17 protein-coding genes are annotated in these 18,083 nt (G+C 65.3%); all 17 read right to left on the reverse strand.

Features of this window, described 5'->3' with window-relative positions:
• Positions 1–32: 32 nt before the first annotated feature.
• The 17 genes from CU_RS06690 to CU_RS06770 all read right to left on the reverse strand — a co-directional run bounded on the left by CU_RS06690 (position 33) and on the right by CU_RS06770 (position 17,919).
• Positions 33–791, reverse strand: coding sequence for an isoprenyl transferase (locus tag CU_RS06690; RefSeq protein WP_012360574.1), 759 nt, complete (start codon positions 789–791; stop codon positions 33–35).
• A gap of 110 nt (positions 792–901) precedes the next feature.
• On the reverse strand, positions 902–1,660 hold the full coding sequence (gene recO / locus CU_RS06695) for a DNA repair protein RecO (RefSeq protein ID WP_012360575.1): 759 nt from the start codon (positions 1,658–1,660) through the stop codon (positions 902–904).
• Positions 1,661–1,690: 30 nt separating this feature from the next.
• Positions 1,691–2,110 (reverse strand): DUF4282 domain-containing protein, encoded by a 420-nt coding sequence (locus CU_RS06700; RefSeq protein ID WP_012360576.1) that lies wholly within the window; start codon positions 2,108–2,110, stop codon positions 1,691–1,693.
• A complete protein-coding gene (locus tag CU_RS06705; protein ID WP_012360577.1) occupies positions 2,094–2,723 on the reverse strand; it encodes a DUF4282 domain-containing protein in 630 nt (209 codons plus the stop codon). Before CU_RS06705 ends, CU_RS06700 begins: the two co-directional genes overlap by 17 nt.
• Positions 2,724–2,792: 69 nt before the next feature.
• On the reverse strand, positions 2,793–3,833 hold the full coding sequence (gene era, locus CU_RS06710) for a GTPase Era (protein ID WP_012360578.1): 1,041 nt from the start codon (positions 3,831–3,833) through the stop codon (positions 2,793–2,795).
• Entirely contained in the window at positions 3,817–5,370 is a 1,554-nt protein-coding gene (locus CU_RS06715) for a hemolysin family protein (protein WP_012360579.1), read from the reverse strand. Before CU_RS06715 ends, era begins: the two co-directional genes overlap by 17 nt.
• Positions 5,371–5,958, reverse strand: a complete 588-nt coding sequence (ybeY, locus tag CU_RS06720) for an rRNA maturation RNase YbeY (protein WP_173362359.1) — start codon at positions 5,956–5,958, stop codon at positions 5,371–5,373.
• Positions 5,958–7,010 (reverse strand): PhoH family protein, encoded by a 1,053-nt coding sequence (locus CU_RS06725; protein WP_012360581.1) that lies wholly within the window; start codon positions 7,008–7,010, stop codon positions 5,958–5,960. The genes ybeY and CU_RS06725 overlap by 1 nt, the downstream gene beginning before the upstream one ends.
• Before the next feature lie 12 nt (positions 7,011–7,022).
• A complete protein-coding gene (locus CU_RS06730; RefSeq protein ID WP_041628494.1) occupies positions 7,023–7,772 on the reverse strand; it encodes a 16S rRNA (uracil(1498)-N(3))-methyltransferase in 750 nt (249 codons plus the stop codon).
• 96 nt (positions 7,773–7,868) lie between these two features.
• Positions 7,869–9,011, reverse strand: a complete 1,143-nt coding sequence (gene dnaJ, locus CU_RS06735; protein WP_012360583.1) for a molecular chaperone DnaJ — start codon at positions 9,009–9,011, stop codon at positions 7,869–7,871.
• 46 nt (positions 9,012–9,057) lie between these two features.
• A complete protein-coding gene (hrcA, locus tag CU_RS06740; RefSeq protein ID WP_012360584.1) occupies positions 9,058–10,128 on the reverse strand; it encodes a heat-inducible transcriptional repressor HrcA in 1,071 nt (356 codons plus the stop codon).
• A 50-nt stretch (positions 10,129–10,178) separates the two neighbouring features.
• Complete coding sequence (gene hemW, locus CU_RS06745) at positions 10,179–11,444, reverse strand: radical SAM family heme chaperone HemW (RefSeq protein ID WP_012360585.1); 1,266 nt, start codon at positions 11,442–11,444, stop codon at positions 10,179–10,181.
• A gap of 6 nt (positions 11,445–11,450) precedes the next feature.
• Positions 11,451–12,197 carry a hypothetical protein gene (locus tag CU_RS06750; protein WP_012360586.1) on the reverse strand — a complete coding sequence of 249 codons (747 nt, stop codon included), beginning with the start codon at positions 12,195–12,197 and terminating at the stop codon, positions 11,451–11,453.
• A gap of 171 nt (positions 12,198–12,368) precedes the next feature.
• Entirely contained in the window at positions 12,369–14,204 is a 1,836-nt protein-coding gene (locus tag CU_RS06755; protein ID WP_012360587.1) for an AMP-dependent synthetase/ligase, read from the reverse strand.
• Between the two features lie 236 nt (positions 14,205–14,440).
• Complete coding sequence (locus tag CU_RS06760) at positions 14,441–14,728, reverse strand: hypothetical protein (protein ID WP_012360588.1); 288 nt, start codon at positions 14,726–14,728, stop codon at positions 14,441–14,443.
• Between the two features lie 35 nt (positions 14,729–14,763).
• On the reverse strand, positions 14,764–16,926 hold the full coding sequence (locus tag CU_RS06765; RefSeq protein ID WP_012360589.1) for a M3 family metallopeptidase: 2,163 nt from the start codon (positions 16,924–16,926) through the stop codon (positions 14,764–14,766).
• Positions 16,927–16,992: 66 nt separating this feature from the next.
• Positions 16,993–17,919 (reverse strand): ABC transporter substrate-binding protein, encoded by a 927-nt coding sequence (locus tag CU_RS06770; protein WP_012360590.1) that lies wholly within the window; start codon positions 17,917–17,919, stop codon positions 16,993–16,995.
• Between the last annotated feature and the right edge of the window lie 164 nt (positions 17,920–18,083).

Genomic DNA, 18,083 nt, shown 5'->3' on the forward strand with positions numbered 1-18,083 from the left:
AGAGAAGCAGAAAAGAAAACCAGAGAGCAATCCTACTTCACGCCACCGAAACGGCGATCCCGCGAAGCGAACTCCCAGATCGCCCCGCGCAGGTGAGCCGGGGTGTAGTCCGGGAAGAGCACCTGCTGGTAAACCATCTCGGCATAAGCCGACTGCCAGATCAAAAAGTTGCTGGTCCGCTGCTCCCCCGACGGGCGCAGGAACAGGTCCACGTCCGGCATGTCGGGCTCGTCGAGGTAGCGGGAAAAATCCTTCTCCGAGACATCCCGGGGCTTGATCCGCCCCTGATTCGCCTCCGCCACCAGGGCCTTCGCCGCATCCGCGATCTCCGCGCGGCCACCGTAATTGATGCACATGTACAGCGTCATCCGGGTGTTGTGCTTCGTCTGCTCCTCCGCGCGCTCCAGCTCGCTAATCACCGAGCGCCACAGGCGCGGTCGGCGACCCACCCAACGGATCCGCACCCCAAGGGAGTCCAGGTAATCGCGCTGTTTGCGCAGCACATCGCGGTTGAAGCCCATGAGGAAGCGCACCTCCTCGGCCGAGCGCCGCCAGTTCTCCGTGGAGAAGGCATAGGCGGAGAGCGCCTCGACACCCAGCTCCAGGCACTCCTCCACCAGACTGATCAGCACCGACTCCCCTCGCTTGTGCCCCTCGGTCCGTGCCAGGCCGCGCTCCTGTGCCCAGCGACCGTTGCCGTCCATGACCAGCGCGATGTGCCGCGGCACAAGTCCAGTAGGCAGGCTGGCGATCTGTTCTCGGGTTGCGGTTTCGTTCTTCACAACAGCCATTGTGCCAGCCCCACCTCGCGGATCCGTTATCCCCTCCCGCGGTCACCCCGTTGTTGTGGGGACGACGCCACCGGCTGGCGGATGATTCTTCCCGGCCGGTTCCGATCGGTTCACAGGGCCGCGTAGGCCGGGCAGGCGACCTCCAGCTGCTGGCGGACGTGCGCCAACAGCAGTTCGTGAGCCACCCGCACGTTGCCGGGGTTGGCCGCGACCTGGGCAGCCACTGCCAGCCGATCGTGAGCCAGCAGCCACAGCAGGCGCACCGCCTCGGGGGGAGGGGTGGCCGAACCCGGTGGGCGGCAGAGCACGCACACGCTGCCCCCGGCGCGCGGATGGAAGGCCCGGTGTGGCCCGGGACGGCCGCATTGGGCGCAGTCCACGAGGCTGGGCATCCAGCCAGCTTCTGCGAGCCCGTGGAGGACGAAGCGATCGGCCACGCTCACTGGGGGCAGCTCTGGGGTGGCTGGGTCAGTTCCGGCGAGGAGGGCGAGGCCTGCGTCCAAGCTAGAAAAGACGGCTTCGGAGGACCCTTCCGCGGTGGAGAGGATCTGGGCGAGCTCCAGCATCGCGGCCCCGGCGAAGTATTTGTCCACGTCCGCGACGATGGGGCCGGCGTAACTAGCCAGGGAGGCGGTGTCCGTGATTTTGCCGAGGCTGCGGCCCCGGTAGACCTGCACGTTGACCTTCGAGAAACGATCGAGGCGGGCCCCGAAGCGGGACTTCGTCTTGCGGATGCCCTTGGCGACCGCGCGCACCACCCCGTGACTGCGGGTCAGCAGCACGAGGATGAGGTCGGCCTCCCCCAGCTTGTAGCTGCGCAAGACGAAAGCCTCGTCCCGGAAGTTCGGGCGAGGCGAGAAAGATGACATGGCTGACAGGCTACCGCGTGAGGCAGCTACTTAGACGATGAGCTCGGGGTGCGCGTCGGAGCGGCGACGGATCCGCTGCCAGGCCGTGGCCGTCGCGGCGATGGCGGCGACCATCTCCAAACCGACGCGCAGCAGGGCGATCTCGATGAAGGCGAGGACAGCGTAGAGCACGCCGGAAACCAGAACATTGGCCACGTTCGGCTCGAAGCTGATCTCCGGAGAGCTGGTGAAGAACTCGGAACCATCGAAGCCGTTGATGGAGATGCCCACCCCACTCAGCCCGATCATCGAACCGAAGGTCATAACCACCGCGTTCACCAGAATGATCACGATGCCCAGGATGTAGAGCACCCGGATGAAGCCGGGGGAAAGGATACGGTTGAAGCCGAAATCCGTCAGCGTACGGAGGAATCCCTCCGCTTTCGCAGGCTCGCTAGTTCTGCTCGCCATGGCTCTGCCCCGGGTTCTGGTTCTGCGCCTGATCCTGCTCCATGGCCCGCAGGCGCTGCTCCTGGCGCGCGTCGATGGCCTGTACGGACTGAGAGGTGCGGATCAGGGAGACCGCGACCTCCAGGTAGACGCGGGACAGCGCCAGCACCGCCACCGTAATCAGCACGATCGGCGGGACAGCCAGGACGAAGACCAGCAGGCTGAAGCCCAGCGGCTGGCCGGAGAAGAACACGCTCACCGCGCCCAGCAGTGCCAGGCCGGCGGCCACACCGATGACCACGAAGAGCACCATGTACAGCACCTGGGCCACGCTCGGGGTGACGTAGCGGCGGAAGCTGAAATCGAACAGTGCGCCGAAGAAGCTGCCGCCTTGCGGATCCTGACCCACCGGGTAGCGCGCATCATCGCTAGCGAACTGCGCACGCGAGGAGTAGTCCACGCCAGGGTGTACCCCAACGCTGTGGTCCTCGGCGCTGCCACGGTATTCCGGTGCGCTGTGGTCCATGCCCTGGCCCTGCAGGAAGGTCTCATTGGCCTGCCGGGCCTGCTCAGGTGTCAGCTCGCCCGGGGTGCGGGGCGAGAAGTCGGAAGGTTGTTTCTCGGGATTATCCATGTGTACTCCTTGGATGCACGCTCGCACTGGTGTGTCGCGACGCGCCCAGTGCCCGGGCCGGGCGGGGGTTTAGAAGCCCATGCGCTCCAATGCCTTCGGGTCAGACTGCCAGTTCTTCGCCACCTTCAGGCGGACGTCAAGGTAGATGTTCTGCCCCAGCATCTCAATGATCTGGAGGCGAGAGTTGTGCACGATCCGAGACAGTCGGCGGTTATTGCGGCCCCGCAGGATGGCCTTCTGGCCCTCCCGTTCCACGTAGATCACCGCGTGCACGTTCAGCACACCCTCCCTGGTCGGGGACGGCAGGATCTCGTCGACCTTCACAGCCACCGAGTGCGGCAGCTCGTGTTCCAGTCCGCTCAGTGCGGCCTCGCGGATCAGCTCGGCGATGCGGGTCTCGGTGTCGTCGTCGGTGACGTGGTCATCCGGGTAGAACTTCGGTCCCTCGGGCAGCTTCTCAGCGATGACGTCCACCAGGGTGTCCAGCTGGAATCCATCCTGGGCGGAAAGAGGGACGACGTCCACCTCGGCGCCGTCGAGCGCTTCGGTGAGCATGGCGTGCAGGCCGAGCAGCTGCTGGCCAACCCTGTCCTTGGAGACCTTGTCGGTCTTGGTGACGATGCCCATTAGCGGCACCTTGGGCGCGACCTGGCGGACGTTTTCCACGATCCAGCGGTCGCCGGGGCCGATCTTCTCGTCGGCTGGCACGCACACACAGATCAGGTCCATGTCCACGTAGGTTTCCTTGACCACGTCGTTGAGCCGCTCGCCCAGCAGGGTGCGTGGCCGGTGCAGGCCCGGAGTGTCCACGACGACGATCTGGGCCTTCGGCCGGTGCACGAGCCCGCGGATCGGGTGGCGCGTGGTTTCCGGCTGATCGGCGGTGATGGCGATCTTCTCCCCGACCAGGGCGTTGGTCAGCGTGGATTTTCCGGTATTCGGCCGGCCCACGAAGCTCACGAAGCCGGAGCGGAAGCCCTCGGGCGTGTCGAAGCCGAGCCCAGCACCCGCACTTTCGGTCGCGGGGTTGCCTGCTGCCGGGCTGGCAGCAGCGTCGGCGGGGAGCATCGACTCATCGGGGAAAATCATCTCGCTAGTCACCCTCCCCATTCTGCCCTACTGCAGGCCGTGGGGCGGAATCATCGCGCCGCGGGGCAGCCTCGCCGGAACCGGCCTGGCCCACCGCCTCGGCGCTTTCCTCAGCGGCCTGCTCCTCCCCCGGGGCCACCCGGCTGACGACGGCGGATTTCACAATGTAGCGCCCCTTCTTGTTGTGGCCGCCCTCGAAGACCAGGTGCAGCCCAGCAGTGGTGATCTCCGCCCCCGGCATCGGCACCTTGCCCAGCTCGAGGGCGCCCAGCCCGGCCACGGTATCGGCCTGGTCATGCTGCTCCTCGCTGAATTCGATCTCCGTGGCCCGCTCCGGAACCCAGCTGCGGTCCTCCCAGGATCCTGCTCCGCCGCGTTCATGGTGGCCGGCCTCCCCATGTCCGGACTCGGCGCGGGAAGAGTCTTTCTGCTCGCCGTGGTGCGCCCCCTCATAGCTCTGCTCACGGAAGAGCTCTTCCAGCTCGCCCAGAGGGAGCCGGGAGCTGACCCGGTAACGGCCATCGCCCAGACTTTCGATCGGCTGGTCCTCGTCGGCGTCGTACTCATCAGAAATTTCGCCGACGATCTCCTCCAGAATGTCCTCGATGGAGATCAGGCCTGCGACCGCGCCGTACTCGTCGACCAGCATTGTCAGGTGCACCTGGTCGCGCTGCATGTCCTCGAGCAGGTCGGTAAGCAGCCGGGAATCGGGGACGAAGTTCGGCTTGCGCATCACCTCGGTCACCGGCGTATGACGGCCGGCGTCCTGGTCGTGGTACGTCTGCGCAACCAAGTCCTTGAGGTAGACGATTCCGACAATGTCGTCGACGTCCTCGCCGATCACCGGGAGGCGGGACAGCCCGGAGCGCACGCACAGGCTCGTCGCCTGGCCTGCGGACTTGCTGTCCTCGATCCACACCATCTCCGTGCGTGGCACCATCACTGCACGGGCAGTCGTATTCGTCAGATCGAAGACAGACTGGATCATCCTGCGCTCGTCAGTCTCCACGATGCCGTGCTCCGTCGCGATATCCACCATCTCCCGCAGCTCGATCTCCGAGGCGAACGGACCATCCCTAAAACCACGACCCGGGGAGAGCACCGATCCGGCGCGCACCAACCCGCGAGCGAGAAAACCGAAGACCCGGTTCACCCCCAGAAGGAATGGGGCTGCGGCCAGGGAAACGGAGTAGGGGTTTTGACGTCCCAAAGTACGAGACAGCACGCCGATGACGACGAAGTTGATGAACGCCGTCAGCAGAATAGCGGCGATCAGTGACAAGGCCTGCAGCTCGAAAGCCTCGACGAACACCGCCGCCATCAATGCCGTGCCCGTGACCTCGCACAGGGTGCGCAGCAGGACGAGCAGGTTGATGTGCTCCGCGCGGCGGGCCATGACCTTAGCCAGGTGGCGAGCCCCCGGGCGCTCGTCCTTAACGAGTGTTTCGACCCTCGCCGGAGACAGCGAGGATAGTGCGGTCTCAGCCAGGGAGAACACCGCACTGACCGCGAGCGCGAGGATCAGGCCGATAGTGCCAGCTAATATCCAGGTGTCCATTTACTTCGGCTCGGTTTCTAGCCCGGAGCTAAAGGAACTGCCGGAACCGGAGTCGTCCCGGTCCGCCGCACTCGGGAATGCCGCGGCACCGCTCGGCTTCGGGCCGAACTTCACGCCGCGCTCCTCCTGGGAGTCGTACCAATTCGCCAGGACCTCGTTCTGGATGGAGAACATCTGCTGCTCCTCCTCCGGGGTTACGTGGTCGAAGCCCAGCAGGTGCAGCACGCCGTGCACAGTCAGCAGGTCCAGCTCGTGGGCCAGGGAGTGGCCGGCGCGCTCAGCCTGCCCCTTCGCAAAGCTCGGGCAGAGCATGATGTCGCCCAACATCGCTGGCGAGACCGGCGGGCCGTCCTTGCGGCCCCAGCCCGGGGTGAGCTCATCCATCGGGAAGCTCATGACGTCCGTCGGGCCCGGTAGGTTCAGCCAGCGCAGGTGCAGGTCGGCGATGGTCTCCTCGTCCACGATGTGGATGGACAGCTCCGCGCTGGAGTGGACGTCCATGGTCCACAGCGTGTAGCGGGCGACGTCGATCAGCTCTTCCTCGTTGATCTCGCCCCAGCCGGATTCGTTAAAAACCTCGATGCTCACTAGCGGGTTCTCCATTCCTGTTGTTCTTCACGGTCCAAGCGGGCGAGCTCCTCTTCGGCCTCGAAGCGCTCGTAGGCGTCCACGATGCGGGTCACCAGCCGGTGCCGGACGACGTCATTGCTGCTCAGCTCGGCGAAACGGATGCCGTCCACCCCGTCCAGGATCTCCTGGCTGGCGGCCAGGCCGCTGCGCTGTTTCTTCGGCAGGTCCACCTGGGTCAGGTCGCCGGTGATGACCATCTTCGACCCGAAACCCAGCCGGGTGAGGAACATCTTCATCTGCGCGGGCGTTGTGTTCTGAGCCTCGTCCAGGATGACGAAGCTGTTGTTCAGCGTGCGGCCGCGCATATAGGCCAGCGGGGCGACCTCAATGACGCCGGATTCCATGAGTCGCGGGATGATCTCGGGGTCCACCATCTCCCGCAGCGCGTCGTGGAGGGGGCGCAGGTAGGGGTCGATCTTGTCGCCCAGGGTGCCGGGCAGGAAACCGAGGTTCTCCCCCGCCTCCACTGCTGGCCGGGTCAGGATGATCCGGGTGACCTCCTTGGCCTGCAGCGCTTGCACTGCCTTGGCCATCGCCAGGTAGGTCTTGCCCGTGCCTGCGGGGCCGAGCCCGAAGACGACCGAGTAGTTGTCGATGGCCTCGACGTATTCTTCCTGGCCAAGGGTCTTCGGCCGCACCGCCTTGCCGCGGTAGCTGACGATGGGGGCAGCCTTGTAGTTCAGTACTGCGCCCTGCTCGTCGAGCATTTCGATGATGCGGCGAGTGACGTCCGGGGTGACGGCCTGGCCGTGATCAGCGATGGCGGCCATCTCCATCAGGATCTTGCGGGTGCGGCTCACCTCGCTGGCCTCGCCTCGCAAGACCAGGTGGTTGCCTCTGGTCAGGATGTCTGCGTCGACGGCGTCTTCGACGATCCTGAGATTCTCATCTGCTGGACCGGAGATGGCCAGCACGGCTTCTGGGGGAAGTTCGAGGGTGGAGCTGGCGACTCGCGGGCGTGGTGATTGCGCTGCGTGGGCTCCGTGGGTGCGGACATTATGAGGAACCATATGGGCTTTATCCTACCGCGCCCCAGCGTCCGTGAGGGCGCCAATCGCACCCAGCGCCACCGCGCCGGCGGTGGCCGTGCGCAGCACCTCGGGGCCGAGGACGACCGATTGGCCGCCGAGCTCCTCGAGGGTCGCCAGCTCCTCCGGAGCGATGCCGCCCTCTGGCCCGATGACCAGGACGATGTCCTCTACATCGGCAGCACCCTCAACGAAGGTGCGGAAGCTGCCGCGGGCGTCCTCGTGAAGCATCCCGAGGCGCGCGGTGCTCGCGGGGCTCGCTAGCCCCGGCACCAGCTTCGGTAGGTCGGTGAGATTGCGCAACAGCCCGGTGATCTCGGGAAGAACGAGCCGACGGGACTGCTTGGTGGCTGCGAAGGCGGTTTTCTCCCAGCGAGCCAGCGCCTTATCTTCCTTCTTGTCCCAGCGGGCGATGCAGCGGCTGGCCGCCCATGGGATGATGCGATCCGCCCCAGCCTGGACCATCAGATCCACCGCCAGCTCGGAGCGGTCGGACTTCGGCAACGCTTGAACGATCGTCACCCGAGGACTGGGTTGCGGCAACTCCAGCAGCTCCGAAACGTGCACTCCCGCAGACGAGAACGTGCCGCGCACAGCGGTGGCGGCACCGTCACTGACGATGACCGCCTCCCCGTCGGCAATGCGCTTGACCTGGCTGTGCCGCGCCTCTGCCCCGGTAAGCTGAACGGAATCACCGACCGCGACACCCTGAGGCAGGGGCTGGATGAACACTGATTCTGTCACTAGATTCTTTCCGCTTCTTCCGCTGGTGGCTCGGCTGGTTGAGCCGGTGCACGGATGCTTGAGCTAGGCCGGCCTTATCGGCCTTATTGCGCCGCTTTAGGCGCGGGAGAAGTGCTTGCGCAGCCGGGAGAACAGGCCGCTGTGCTGTCCACCCTTCGTGTTCACGGCCACGTCCTCCTTGGAGTGGTCGCGCAGCTGCTCCAGCAGTTCCCGCTGCTTGTGGCTCAGGTTGGTCGGCACGGTGACGTCCACGTGGACGATCAGGTTGCCGTGGCCCTCGCGGCGCAGGTGCGGCATGCCCTGGCCAGACAGGCGGATCTGCTCGTCCGGCTGAGTGCCGGCCGGGATCTCCACCGACTCATTGCTGCCATCCAGCAGCTCCAGCGAGGTCTTCGTCCCCAGCGCGGCGTCCACTGCCGGGACGGAGATGGTGACGTGCAGGTTATCGCCCTCGCGGATAAACATCGGGTGCTCCTCGGCCTGGACCTCGATGTAGAGGTCACCGGCCGGGCCGCCGCCCGGGCCGACCTCGCCCTCACCGGTCATGCGGATGCGCATGCCGTCGGAAATACCGGCCGGGATATTCACCGCGATGTCCCGGCGAGCGCGCACCCGGCCATCGCCCTGGCAGTTCTCGCACGGATCCTCAATAATCTCGCCGGTACCGCCGCAGCGGTGGCACGGGCGGGCGACCTGCACGCGGCCCAAGATGGAGTTCTGAACCTCCATGACCTGGCCCTGCCCGTGACAGGTGGGGCAGCCCACCGCCTCGGACTTGGACTGAGACCCCGTCCCCTCGCAGGGCTCGCACAGCACTGCGGTGTCCACGGTGACCTCGTGCTTGATGCCGGAGTAGATCTCCTCCAGGCTCAGCGAGATGCGCAGCAGCGCATCGTTGCCGCGGCGCACACGGGGGACGCGCTGGCCCGCTCCCCCGCCGCCACCGCCGAAGAAGGCGTCGAAGATATCGCCCAGTCCGCCGGTGCCGAATCCACCGCCGCCGCCCGGCTGGCCGAAGCCCGGCTCCTCTGGGTCGCCACCGGCGTCCACAATCTGGCGCTTCTGCGGGTCAAGGAGAACCTCTTGGGCAAGGGTTGCCTCCCGGAACTTCTCCGCCGCGTCCTCGGACGGGTTGACGTCCGGGTGGTACTTGCGGGCGACCTTGCGATAAGCCTTCTTGATCTCCGAATCGGTGGCGTTATGGTCCACGCCAAGAATGCCGTAATAGTCACGGGCCACGGTGAGTTTTATCCCCTTTGCTCGCTATCGAAACCAAACTTGCAGTCTACTCCCCGGCCAGAATCCGGGATACATAGTGCGCCACTGCGGTCACCTTAGACATCGTGCCGGGGTAGTCCAAGTGGGTTGGGCCCAGCACACCGAGCCCGCCCATGACCGCGTTTTCCGCGCCGTAACCGGTGGAGATCACCGAGGCGCTGCGCAGCTCTTCGTCCTCGTTTTCCTCGCCGATGCTGACCTGGATACCCATGTCGCGGACCCCAGAGAGGAGTTTGAGAACGACGACCTGTTCTTCCAACGCTTCGAGCACCGGGGTTAATTCCCCCACCCGGGCGATATTCGGGGTCCCAGCGAGGATGAGCCGGTCGTTGGGGCGCTCCACCATGGTCTCCATCAGCACGGTCGCCACCGCGATCAGGGCCGGCCGCAGCTCCGCGGGCACCGTCTTCGACCGGGCCTCCTGGGCTAGGGAGGCGATCTTCGCGCAGGCCTCCTCCAGGGTCAGCCCGACGACGCTGTGGTTCACCAAGTCGCGGACGCGCGGCAGGTCGGACTCGGCGAGCGGTTCCCCGAGGTCGACGTTGCGCTGGTCGACCCGCCCGGTGTCTGTGATGAGGACGACGAGCAGGCGGTGGGTGGAAAGGTGCACGAGCTCGCAGTGCTTCACCCGGCCGATGCGCATATCCGGCAGCTGAACGACCGCCACCTGGCGGGTCAGCTGAGCCAGCAACTGAACGCTGCGGCGCAGGACGTCCTCGAGGTCCACCCCGTGCTCCAGAAAGTCCAGAATCGCCCGACGCTCCGGCATGCTCATCGGCTTGACCGCGTGGATGCCGTCCACGAAGTGGCGGTAGCCCTTCACGGTGGGGATGCGCCCAGAGCTGGCATGCTGCTGGGTGATGTAGCCATCCTGCTCGAGGGCGGCCATGTCGTTGCGGATCGTCGCCGAGGACACGCCCAGCTGGTGCCGGTCGAGGAGCATCTTGGAACCCACCGGCTCCTGCAGGGAGATGTAGTCTGACACGATGGCGCGCAACACCTCGCTGCGGCGTTGCTGGGTCGACAGCGACGCACGGTTCTTCGGCACGCGATTAGTCACGGAAAAGCTCACCACCATCTGTTCTGCTTCTCCCCCAGCCTAGGCGAAAGGCTGGGTTCACTCCATGATCACTCCATGGCGAGCAGTAGGTCGGTCACGATGCCGTCCACCAGGTAGCGGCCCTGCTCCGTGACCCGCAGACGTTGTGCGCGCGCATCGACCTCGAGCAGGCCCAGGTGCTGGTAGCGCTCGATTTCCGCCTCGGTTCCCGCCAGCCCAGCAAGTGCGACACCCTCTCGCAGTCGCAGGCCCAGCATCAGGTGCTCGGTAGTCAGGTCTGCTTGACTCAGTGGTTCGAAGGTCACCGCGGGCAGGTCATGGCGCTGCATGAGGGCCTCCCAGTAGCGCGCAGGGTACTTGGCGTTGACCAGGCGCGTGATGCCAGAGAAATCCTCCGCGCCCGTGCGCTCCGCTGCTTCAACCGGTAGGTACTGCGCCGCCGCATCCTCACGCAGCCGCACGCAACCGTGGGCCCCTGGGCCCGCGCCCCACCACTGACCATCCCGCCAGTAGATGAGGTTGTGCTCGCACTCCCCGCCCGGCTTGGCCCAGTTGGAGACCTCATACCACTGGAAACCCGCCTCGACGAGACGCTCGTCAATCATGCGGTAACGGTCGGCGTAGACGTCCTCATCGGGTGCCGGCAGCTCCCCGCGCCGGACCTTGCGGGCCATCGCGGTGCCGTCCTCGACGATGAGGGAATAAGCGGAAACATGGTCCACGTCCGCCTCGATGACGGCATCCAAGCTGCGGGCCAGATCCTCGTCACGCTCGGTGGGCGTGCCGTAGATCAGGTCCAGGTTCACGTGCTCAAAGCCCGCGGCCTTGGCTTCCGCCACCGCCTGTTCCGGGCGGCCAGGCGTGTGCTGGCGCTCCAGGAGCTTCAGGACGTGTCCAGCCGCCGACTGCATGCCAAGGGAGATCCGGTTGAAGCCTGCCTCGCGGAGGCGGGTGAAAAATTCCGGGCTCGTGGACTCCGGGTTGGCCTCTGTGGTGACCTCCGCGTCCGGGGCCAGGCCAACGGTGCGGCGCACCGCGTTGAGGGCGCGCACCAGCCCCTCAGCACCCAGCATGGAAGGGGTGCCGCCGCCGAAGAAGACGGTGCTCACCCCGGGGTCGGATTCCCCCTCGTAGAGCCCCCGCCGATCCCAGGCCGCTGCCGCCAGCTCAAGTTCCACCTCGAGCGCGTCGAGATAGCCGGCCGGGGTGCGCCCCTGCGCGGACCCCATGCTGGCAGGATCGGCGGCCAGCTCCGCGGGGGTATAGGTGTTGAAGTCGCAATAGCCGCAGCGCGAAGCGCAGAACGGCACGTGGATATACAGCCCGCTGGTCATGCCCAGCTACACTACCCGGCCGCGCCGCTTCGTCAGCTTTGCGATGAGCTGCTCGATGCGAGCCCGCTCGGCGAGGAACTGCGGTGGGGCCTCCCCGCGCATGGCTTGTGCCACGGCTGGCTGCTTGGCCACACCCTCCTGCCAGTGCGCCACGATCTCCCGGGTGCGCTTCTCGGCCTCGTTGAAGACCTGCGGCAGGAGAACGGCCTGCGCGTTGATGGCCAGGTCGGTCTGCTGGACGACCCACTCGGAGAGCTCCGCCAGCTCGCCGATGATTTCCTCGTTGCGCTCGCGCAGCCACAGCCGCCAGCCGGCGGTCGTTGCCATCTGCGGCCGGGCTCCGTCGTCAGCGCCCTGCGATGAGGACGTCACCCCCGTCGCGGCCTGATTGCTCTCGGGCGGCGGTGTGGGTGCGCCTTTGCGCAAGAAGGACAGGGTGCGTCCGGGGTGGTGGAAAGTATTGGACATCTCTCCGCTGCGCACTCCGGATACGAACGCCTGGCGTAGGCCGTTGAGCTCCGCGAGCCCCGGGCGGACCTCCTTGCGGCCCTGGCGGACGACAGAGGTGAATTCAAGCAAGCAGTCCTCGACCAGCTCGCCGTCCCAATCCGCGATGGCCTGGGCGATGTGCTCGATGTGCTCGGCGATTTCATCGCCGATGTCGTAGATATTCTGGGTGAGGTCGCGCACGCGCAGCGACGCATCGTAGTGCACGTGACCTCCCTTTTTTACTTCGTCCACGACATCCGACACTTCGCCTTCCCAGCTTCCGTTTCCCTGTAGGGCGGCGCATAAAAGGCTGTACCCGCATCACATTATGTGAGTGATGCGGGTACGTCCGGGAGGCTTGGCCGTGTCCGGGGATTTATGTGAGCTTTCGGCCCCTGGCGCCACCCAGTGGGACGGCGTCACGGGGACGGGCAGCTACTTCTCGGAGTAGATCCAGGCAATATCGTCGGCGAAATTCTTCTCCACCATGAAACGCTTGAGCTTCATTGACGGAGTCACCTCGCCACGCTCCTCCTCGAAGTCGCGGTGGACGATGCGGAACTTCTTGATGCCCTCCGCGTGGGAGACCGACTGATTGGCCTCGTTGATCGCGTCCTGAATCTCGCCGCGCAGGTTCGGGTTCTTCGCCAGATCACGGATCGAGGTGCCGGCGGAGATGCCGTTGCGGGCCTTCCAGCTCTCCACTGCGGCCTCATCCAGGGAGATCAGGGCGCCGATGAACTTCTGATCATCACCCACGACCATGGCCTGGGAGATCAGCGGGGCGGAACGCAGGATGTCCTCCAGCGGACCCGGGGAGACATTCTTACCGCCAGCGGTGACGAGGATTTCCTTCTTGCGGCCGGTGATGCGCAGGTGGCCGGTCGGCAGCAGGGCGCCCAGGTCACCGGTGGCGTAGAAACCATCCTCGTCGAAGGCCTCCTTGGTGGCCTCCTCGTTGTTCCAGTAGCCGCCGAAGATGACGTCGCCCTTGAGCAGGATCTCGCCGTCCTCGGCGATGCGGACGGTGTTGCCGCCAACGGGGCGACCCACGGTGCCGATGATGTTATCCGGCTCGAAGTTCACGGTAATCGCGGCAGTGGATTCGGTCAGCCCGTAGCCCTCGTAGATGTACACGCCGACGCCGCGGAAGAAGTGCATGAGCTCCGTGTTGAGCGCCGAGCCGCCAGAGATGGCGTACTCCAGCTCCCCGCCCATGGCCTCGCGGACCTTGGAGTAGATCAGCTTGTCGAAGATCGCGCGGCTGGTCTTCAGAGCAAGGTTCGGCCCCTGCGGGGTGTCCAGCGCCTTGGAGTACTCCACCGCGACCTTCTCGGCGCGCTCGAAGAGCTTCTCGCCGATCTTGGACCCATCGGAGGCCTTAGCACGCACACCCGCGTGGACCTTCTCGAAGACGCGTGGCACGCCCAGGACCATGTTCGGATTGGAGCGCTGGAACTCGGTGACCAGAGTGCCGAAGTCCGACCAGTGGGTCTGGGTGCAGCCGGTCGTGAGCAGCAGGTAGGACACCGCGCGGGAGAGCACGTGCGCCAGCGGAAGGAAGGTCACCGCACTCTTGCCCGGCATACCCAGGCGGCCGATCGGGTGGGTTGCCAGGCCGCGGGCCTCGCTGAGCCAGTTGGAGTGCAGCACCTTGCAGCCCTTCGGGCGGCCGGTGGTGCCGGAGGTGTAGACGATGGAGCAGACATCGGAGGTACGCACATCGGCGATGCGGGCCTCAACCTCGTCCTGGGAGATCTTCTTGTCGCGACCGTCGTTGATGAGGATGTCGACGGCACCGCGGTTGATGCCCAGCACGCGTGTCAGCGGTTCCTTCTCGGTGGGAGTTCCATCCTCGGGGATGAAGTTTTCGAGACGCTCGCAGTGTTCTTGGGTCTCGCCTACGGCGAAGCTGGCGCCGGAGTCCTGCACGATCCAGGCGCACTGGGAGGTCGAGGAGGACGGGTAGATCGGCACGGAGATCGCGCCCGCTGCCTGGATCGCCAGGTCAAGCAGCGACCACTCGTAGCGGGTTTCCGACATGATGACGACGCGGTCCTTGGCCTTCACCCCATTGGCGATGAGGCCGCGGGCGACGGCATAGACCTCGTCGAGGAACTGAGTGGTGGTGACATCCTCCCAGTCGAAGTTCTTCGGACGACTGAAGACGACCACGCTCGGGTGATCTTTCTGCAGGTCACGCAGCGCGGTCAGAATCGTCTCGTTCTCGCCGATGGTATACAGCGGTTCTGAGGTGTATTCCGTCCTCATCATTCTCCTTTATGGACCGTAGCTCAGTAATAGATTTCGCTACAGCTATAAAAACACACATAAGTGGTGCAGGTCACTAAAACGCAGATTTCCCCGGGTCGCGCATCGTTGCGGGCCTCCCCCACCACCGAGGGGCAAAGACCTTAGAGGACGTTAGCCGCGAGCCACGCCACGAGAAGGAGCACGAGCAGCAGGGCAAGGGCCTGCCGAACCTTCGAATGGTGCTTCATGGTTTCCTAAACACTCTCCTGTTCACCGCAGCGCCCGGCATCTGCACCGGCGCCACGCTCTGGCTGAGAACCCGAGGACCGTTGGGCACGCCCCGGGGTCGCAGGTTTTTCAACCTGTGCTGCCAGCAGCTTCACGCTCTCTGGCCCCAGCACCTCCGCCTCCTCGGCGCTTCGGGGAATGATCCCCCAGAGCACCTTATTGAGCAGCCAGGATACGCCCCCGGCGAAGGCGAGCAGGAACGCCACCACCACCGGAGCCTGGATCCATACCGAGGCGTTGATCAGCCAATTCATGTTCTCACTACCGCGAATCTACTCGTTGCGCGCGCTTAGCCGGTAACCGCGCCGGCCAGACCACGGCGGCGCAGCAGCGGTTCGACGCTGCGCTGACGGCCACGGAACATCCAGAATGCATCCTCGTAGTCGATGGTCGCACCGCGCGAGAGGATCATGCGGCGGAAGCGCTCCCCAGCGAAGCGGACGTCGTCCAGATCGATCTCTTCAGCTTCGGCACCGCTGGTCTTCGCCGCATCGTCAGCATCCAACGACGCCTCCCGGGCGGCTCCGGTGTCAACGAAGGCCTGGAAACCATCGGCGTCCAGGACCTCAGCCCAGAGGTAAGACCAGTAGTCCGCCGAATAGCCACCAGCGAAGATGTGGTTGAAGTAGGCGGAGCGGTAGCGGGGGGCGATCTTATCCGCGATATCGATGCCAGCCTCCTCGAGCGCGCGGCGCTCGAAGGCGGCGATGTCCGTCACCTGGGCCGCTTCGTCCTCGGTGAGCTGGTGCCAGGCCAGGTCCACCACGCAGGCGGCGACGTACTCGGTGGTAGCGAAACCTTCGCCCCACTGCGCCTGCTTCTGGACGGCGGCGACCAGCTCGGCGGGCAGCACCTCGCCGGTATCCACGTGCTTGGCGTAGTTAGCCAGGATCTCCGGCTGCAGTGCCCAGTTCTCATTGATCTGGGAGGGGAACTCCACGAAGTCGCGTGGTACGGAGGTGCCGGACAGGCTCGGGTAGCGAACCTCGGAGAGCAACCCGTGCAGGGCGTGGCCGAACTCATGGAAGACCGTGGCCACCTCATCGAGGCTGAGCAGCGCTCGTCCCACCTCGCCCGGCGCGAGCTCGGCCGGCTTGGCGATATTGAGGACGTTGACGACCACCGGCTTGGTGCCCAGCAGATCGGACTGATCCACAAAGCTGCTCATCCACGCACCTCCCCGCTTGGTCGGGCGGGCGTACATATCGGTGATTATCAGCCCGATGCCCTCCCCAGGGGCCACTCCCGGGTAGCTGCTGTCCGCACCCTCGCGGACCTCCCAGACCAGGGCTTCCGGGTGGTAGCCCTCGAGGTCCTCGCGGCGGACAACCTCGATGCCATAGAGGCGCTGGGCGGCGTAAAAGGCGCCGTCGATGAGCACCTGGTCCAGGGGGAAGTAGCTGCGCAGCTCCTCCTCGTCCACCGAGAGCTCTTCCTGCTTGAGCTGGGCGGACCAGTAGGCCCAATCCGCGCCCGTGAGCTCTGGATTTTCCTCGCCAGCGGAGACGGCCTGCTTGTCCAGCAGTCGCTTGTACTCACCGTGGGCATTGCCCACCGCGGCGGGAATGACCTGGTTCAGCAGCCCCTTGACGGCATCGACGGAGCCGGCGGTTTCCTCCTCTGCCACGAAGTCCGCGTGGGAGGCGTAGCCCAGAAGCGCTGCGCGGCGGGCGCGCAGGCGGGCGATCTCCTTGAGGGTCTCATCATTGGCAGTACCGGCCCGTTGTAGGGAGGCCTCGTAGACCCGGCGGCGAACCTCCGGGTTTTCGAGGGACTCCAGGATGGGTTGCACGCTGGGCAGGCCGAGCCGGATGAGCCAGCCCTGCTTGCCGGCTTCCTTCGCATCGGTGGCCAGCACCTCGCGGGTGGCCTCGCTGAGGCCCGCGAGCTCTTCCTCCAAGGTGATCAACACGGCGGACGCTTCGGTCTGCTCCTGTAGGACACGGCCGAAGCGGGTGGATAGCTCGGCGAGGCGCTCGTCGATCTGCTTGAGCTCGTCTCGCTGTTCCGGGGCGAGTTCTGCCCCGCCCCGGCGGAACTTGCGGCGCCAGTAGGCCATGAGCGCGGCCTCCTCGCTGCCCTCCTCGATCTGAGTGTTTTCATCGACCCGCTTGATGCGCTCCCACAGCGCCTCGTTGAGGTAGAGCTCGGAGAAGTGCTTCGCCAGTGGCGGGGACACCGCCTCTTCCACGTCGCGGATCTCCGGGGTGGCCATCGTGCCGGCGTAGTTGAAGATCACCGCGAGCACGCGGTCAAGCATCCGCCCGGAGGCCTCCAGGGCCTCCACGGTGTTCTCCCACGTCGGCTCTTCGGGGGTCGCCGCGATGGCGGCCACCTCCGCGGCATGATCGTCCACTGCAGTGAAGAAGGCCGGAACGAGTTCGCTGACCTCGACTTTGGCGAAGTCCGGCAGCTCGTAGGGAAGGCTGGAAGGCGTGTCGAAATCTAACATGCGCTCCAGTGTAGCGACCCGCCCAGACACGGCCGTGGGGCCGGTGGGCAGGCGCCGGGCTAGGAGCTAGTCGTCCTTGGATACTTCCTTGGCGATGATCTCCAGCGGCTCGATGGAGCGCACCGACGGGTCCAGTCCAACACCCGGGACGACGATGAACTTGTTCTCGCGCACCGCCTTCATATTCTTGGTCGCAGGCTCGCGCTTGAGCTCGTCGATCTTCTCCTGCGCGGTATCCATCGGCAGACCGCGGCCAGAGATGTCGGCGACGACGATGTAGTCCGGATCCTTTTCGGCGAAAGCCTCCCAGCTGACTTCGTTGCGATCCTCCTTGAGGTCCTCGAAGACGTTGGTCGAACCAGTGAGCTTCGCGATGTCGTTGGAGATTCCGTAGCGGCCGTCGACCCACGGGGCGGCGTCGTTGATGTTGAAGAGGAAGGCCAGCGACTTGCCAGAGTTCACATCCGCGTTGTCGACGGCCTCCTGCGTCTGGTCGATGAGCTTCTTGGCTTCTTCTTCCGCGCCGAGAATTTCGCCCAGTTGCTCGTAGTCCTTTTGGAGATTCTCGAAGCCGGTCGTGCCGTCGGCCGGGCAGTCCGTGTTGGACACGAAGGTGCGGACCCCGTTATCCGCCCAGAACTCACGGGTGCCGGTGAGACTTTCCACGAAGCTGCCACGCTGGGTCGCGACGATGAAATCCGGGTCCACGTCGAGCACCTGCTCCGCGGTTGCGACGGTCTTGCTCAGCACTGGAATGCTGTCATAAGCCTCCTGCCATTTCGGCTGGACCTTGTCGCGCAGCGAGCTGGTGCCAACCATCTTGTCCTTCTGGCCCAGCTCGAAGAGGTTTTCGGTGGTGGCCTGGCGCAGGGTGACGATGCGCTCCGGCCTCTTTTCGATCGAGATCTCCATGCCGCAGTTGTCGATGGTGCGCCCACCCTGGGCGGCAGTGTCCTCCTCCGAGCATGCAACCAGGCCTGCCGCCAGGGTCACGCCGACGATGCCTGCGCCAATCCGCAGCGTTTTTATTCTTCATGTTGACCTTCCTTCGTCACTCACGGGGGACCTCAGCCGGAGCGCGACAGTCCCATCGACAGCCGACCCGCCTGTCGCTCTGGCGTTCAATCGATACTCGACCCTAGTTAAGCACTCAAAGT

The organism is Corynebacterium urealyticum DSM 7109 (genome assembly GCF_000069945.1).
In the GTDB taxonomy this organism is placed as follows: Bacteria; Actinomycetota; Actinomycetes; order Mycobacteriales; family Mycobacteriaceae; genus Corynebacterium; species Corynebacterium urealyticum.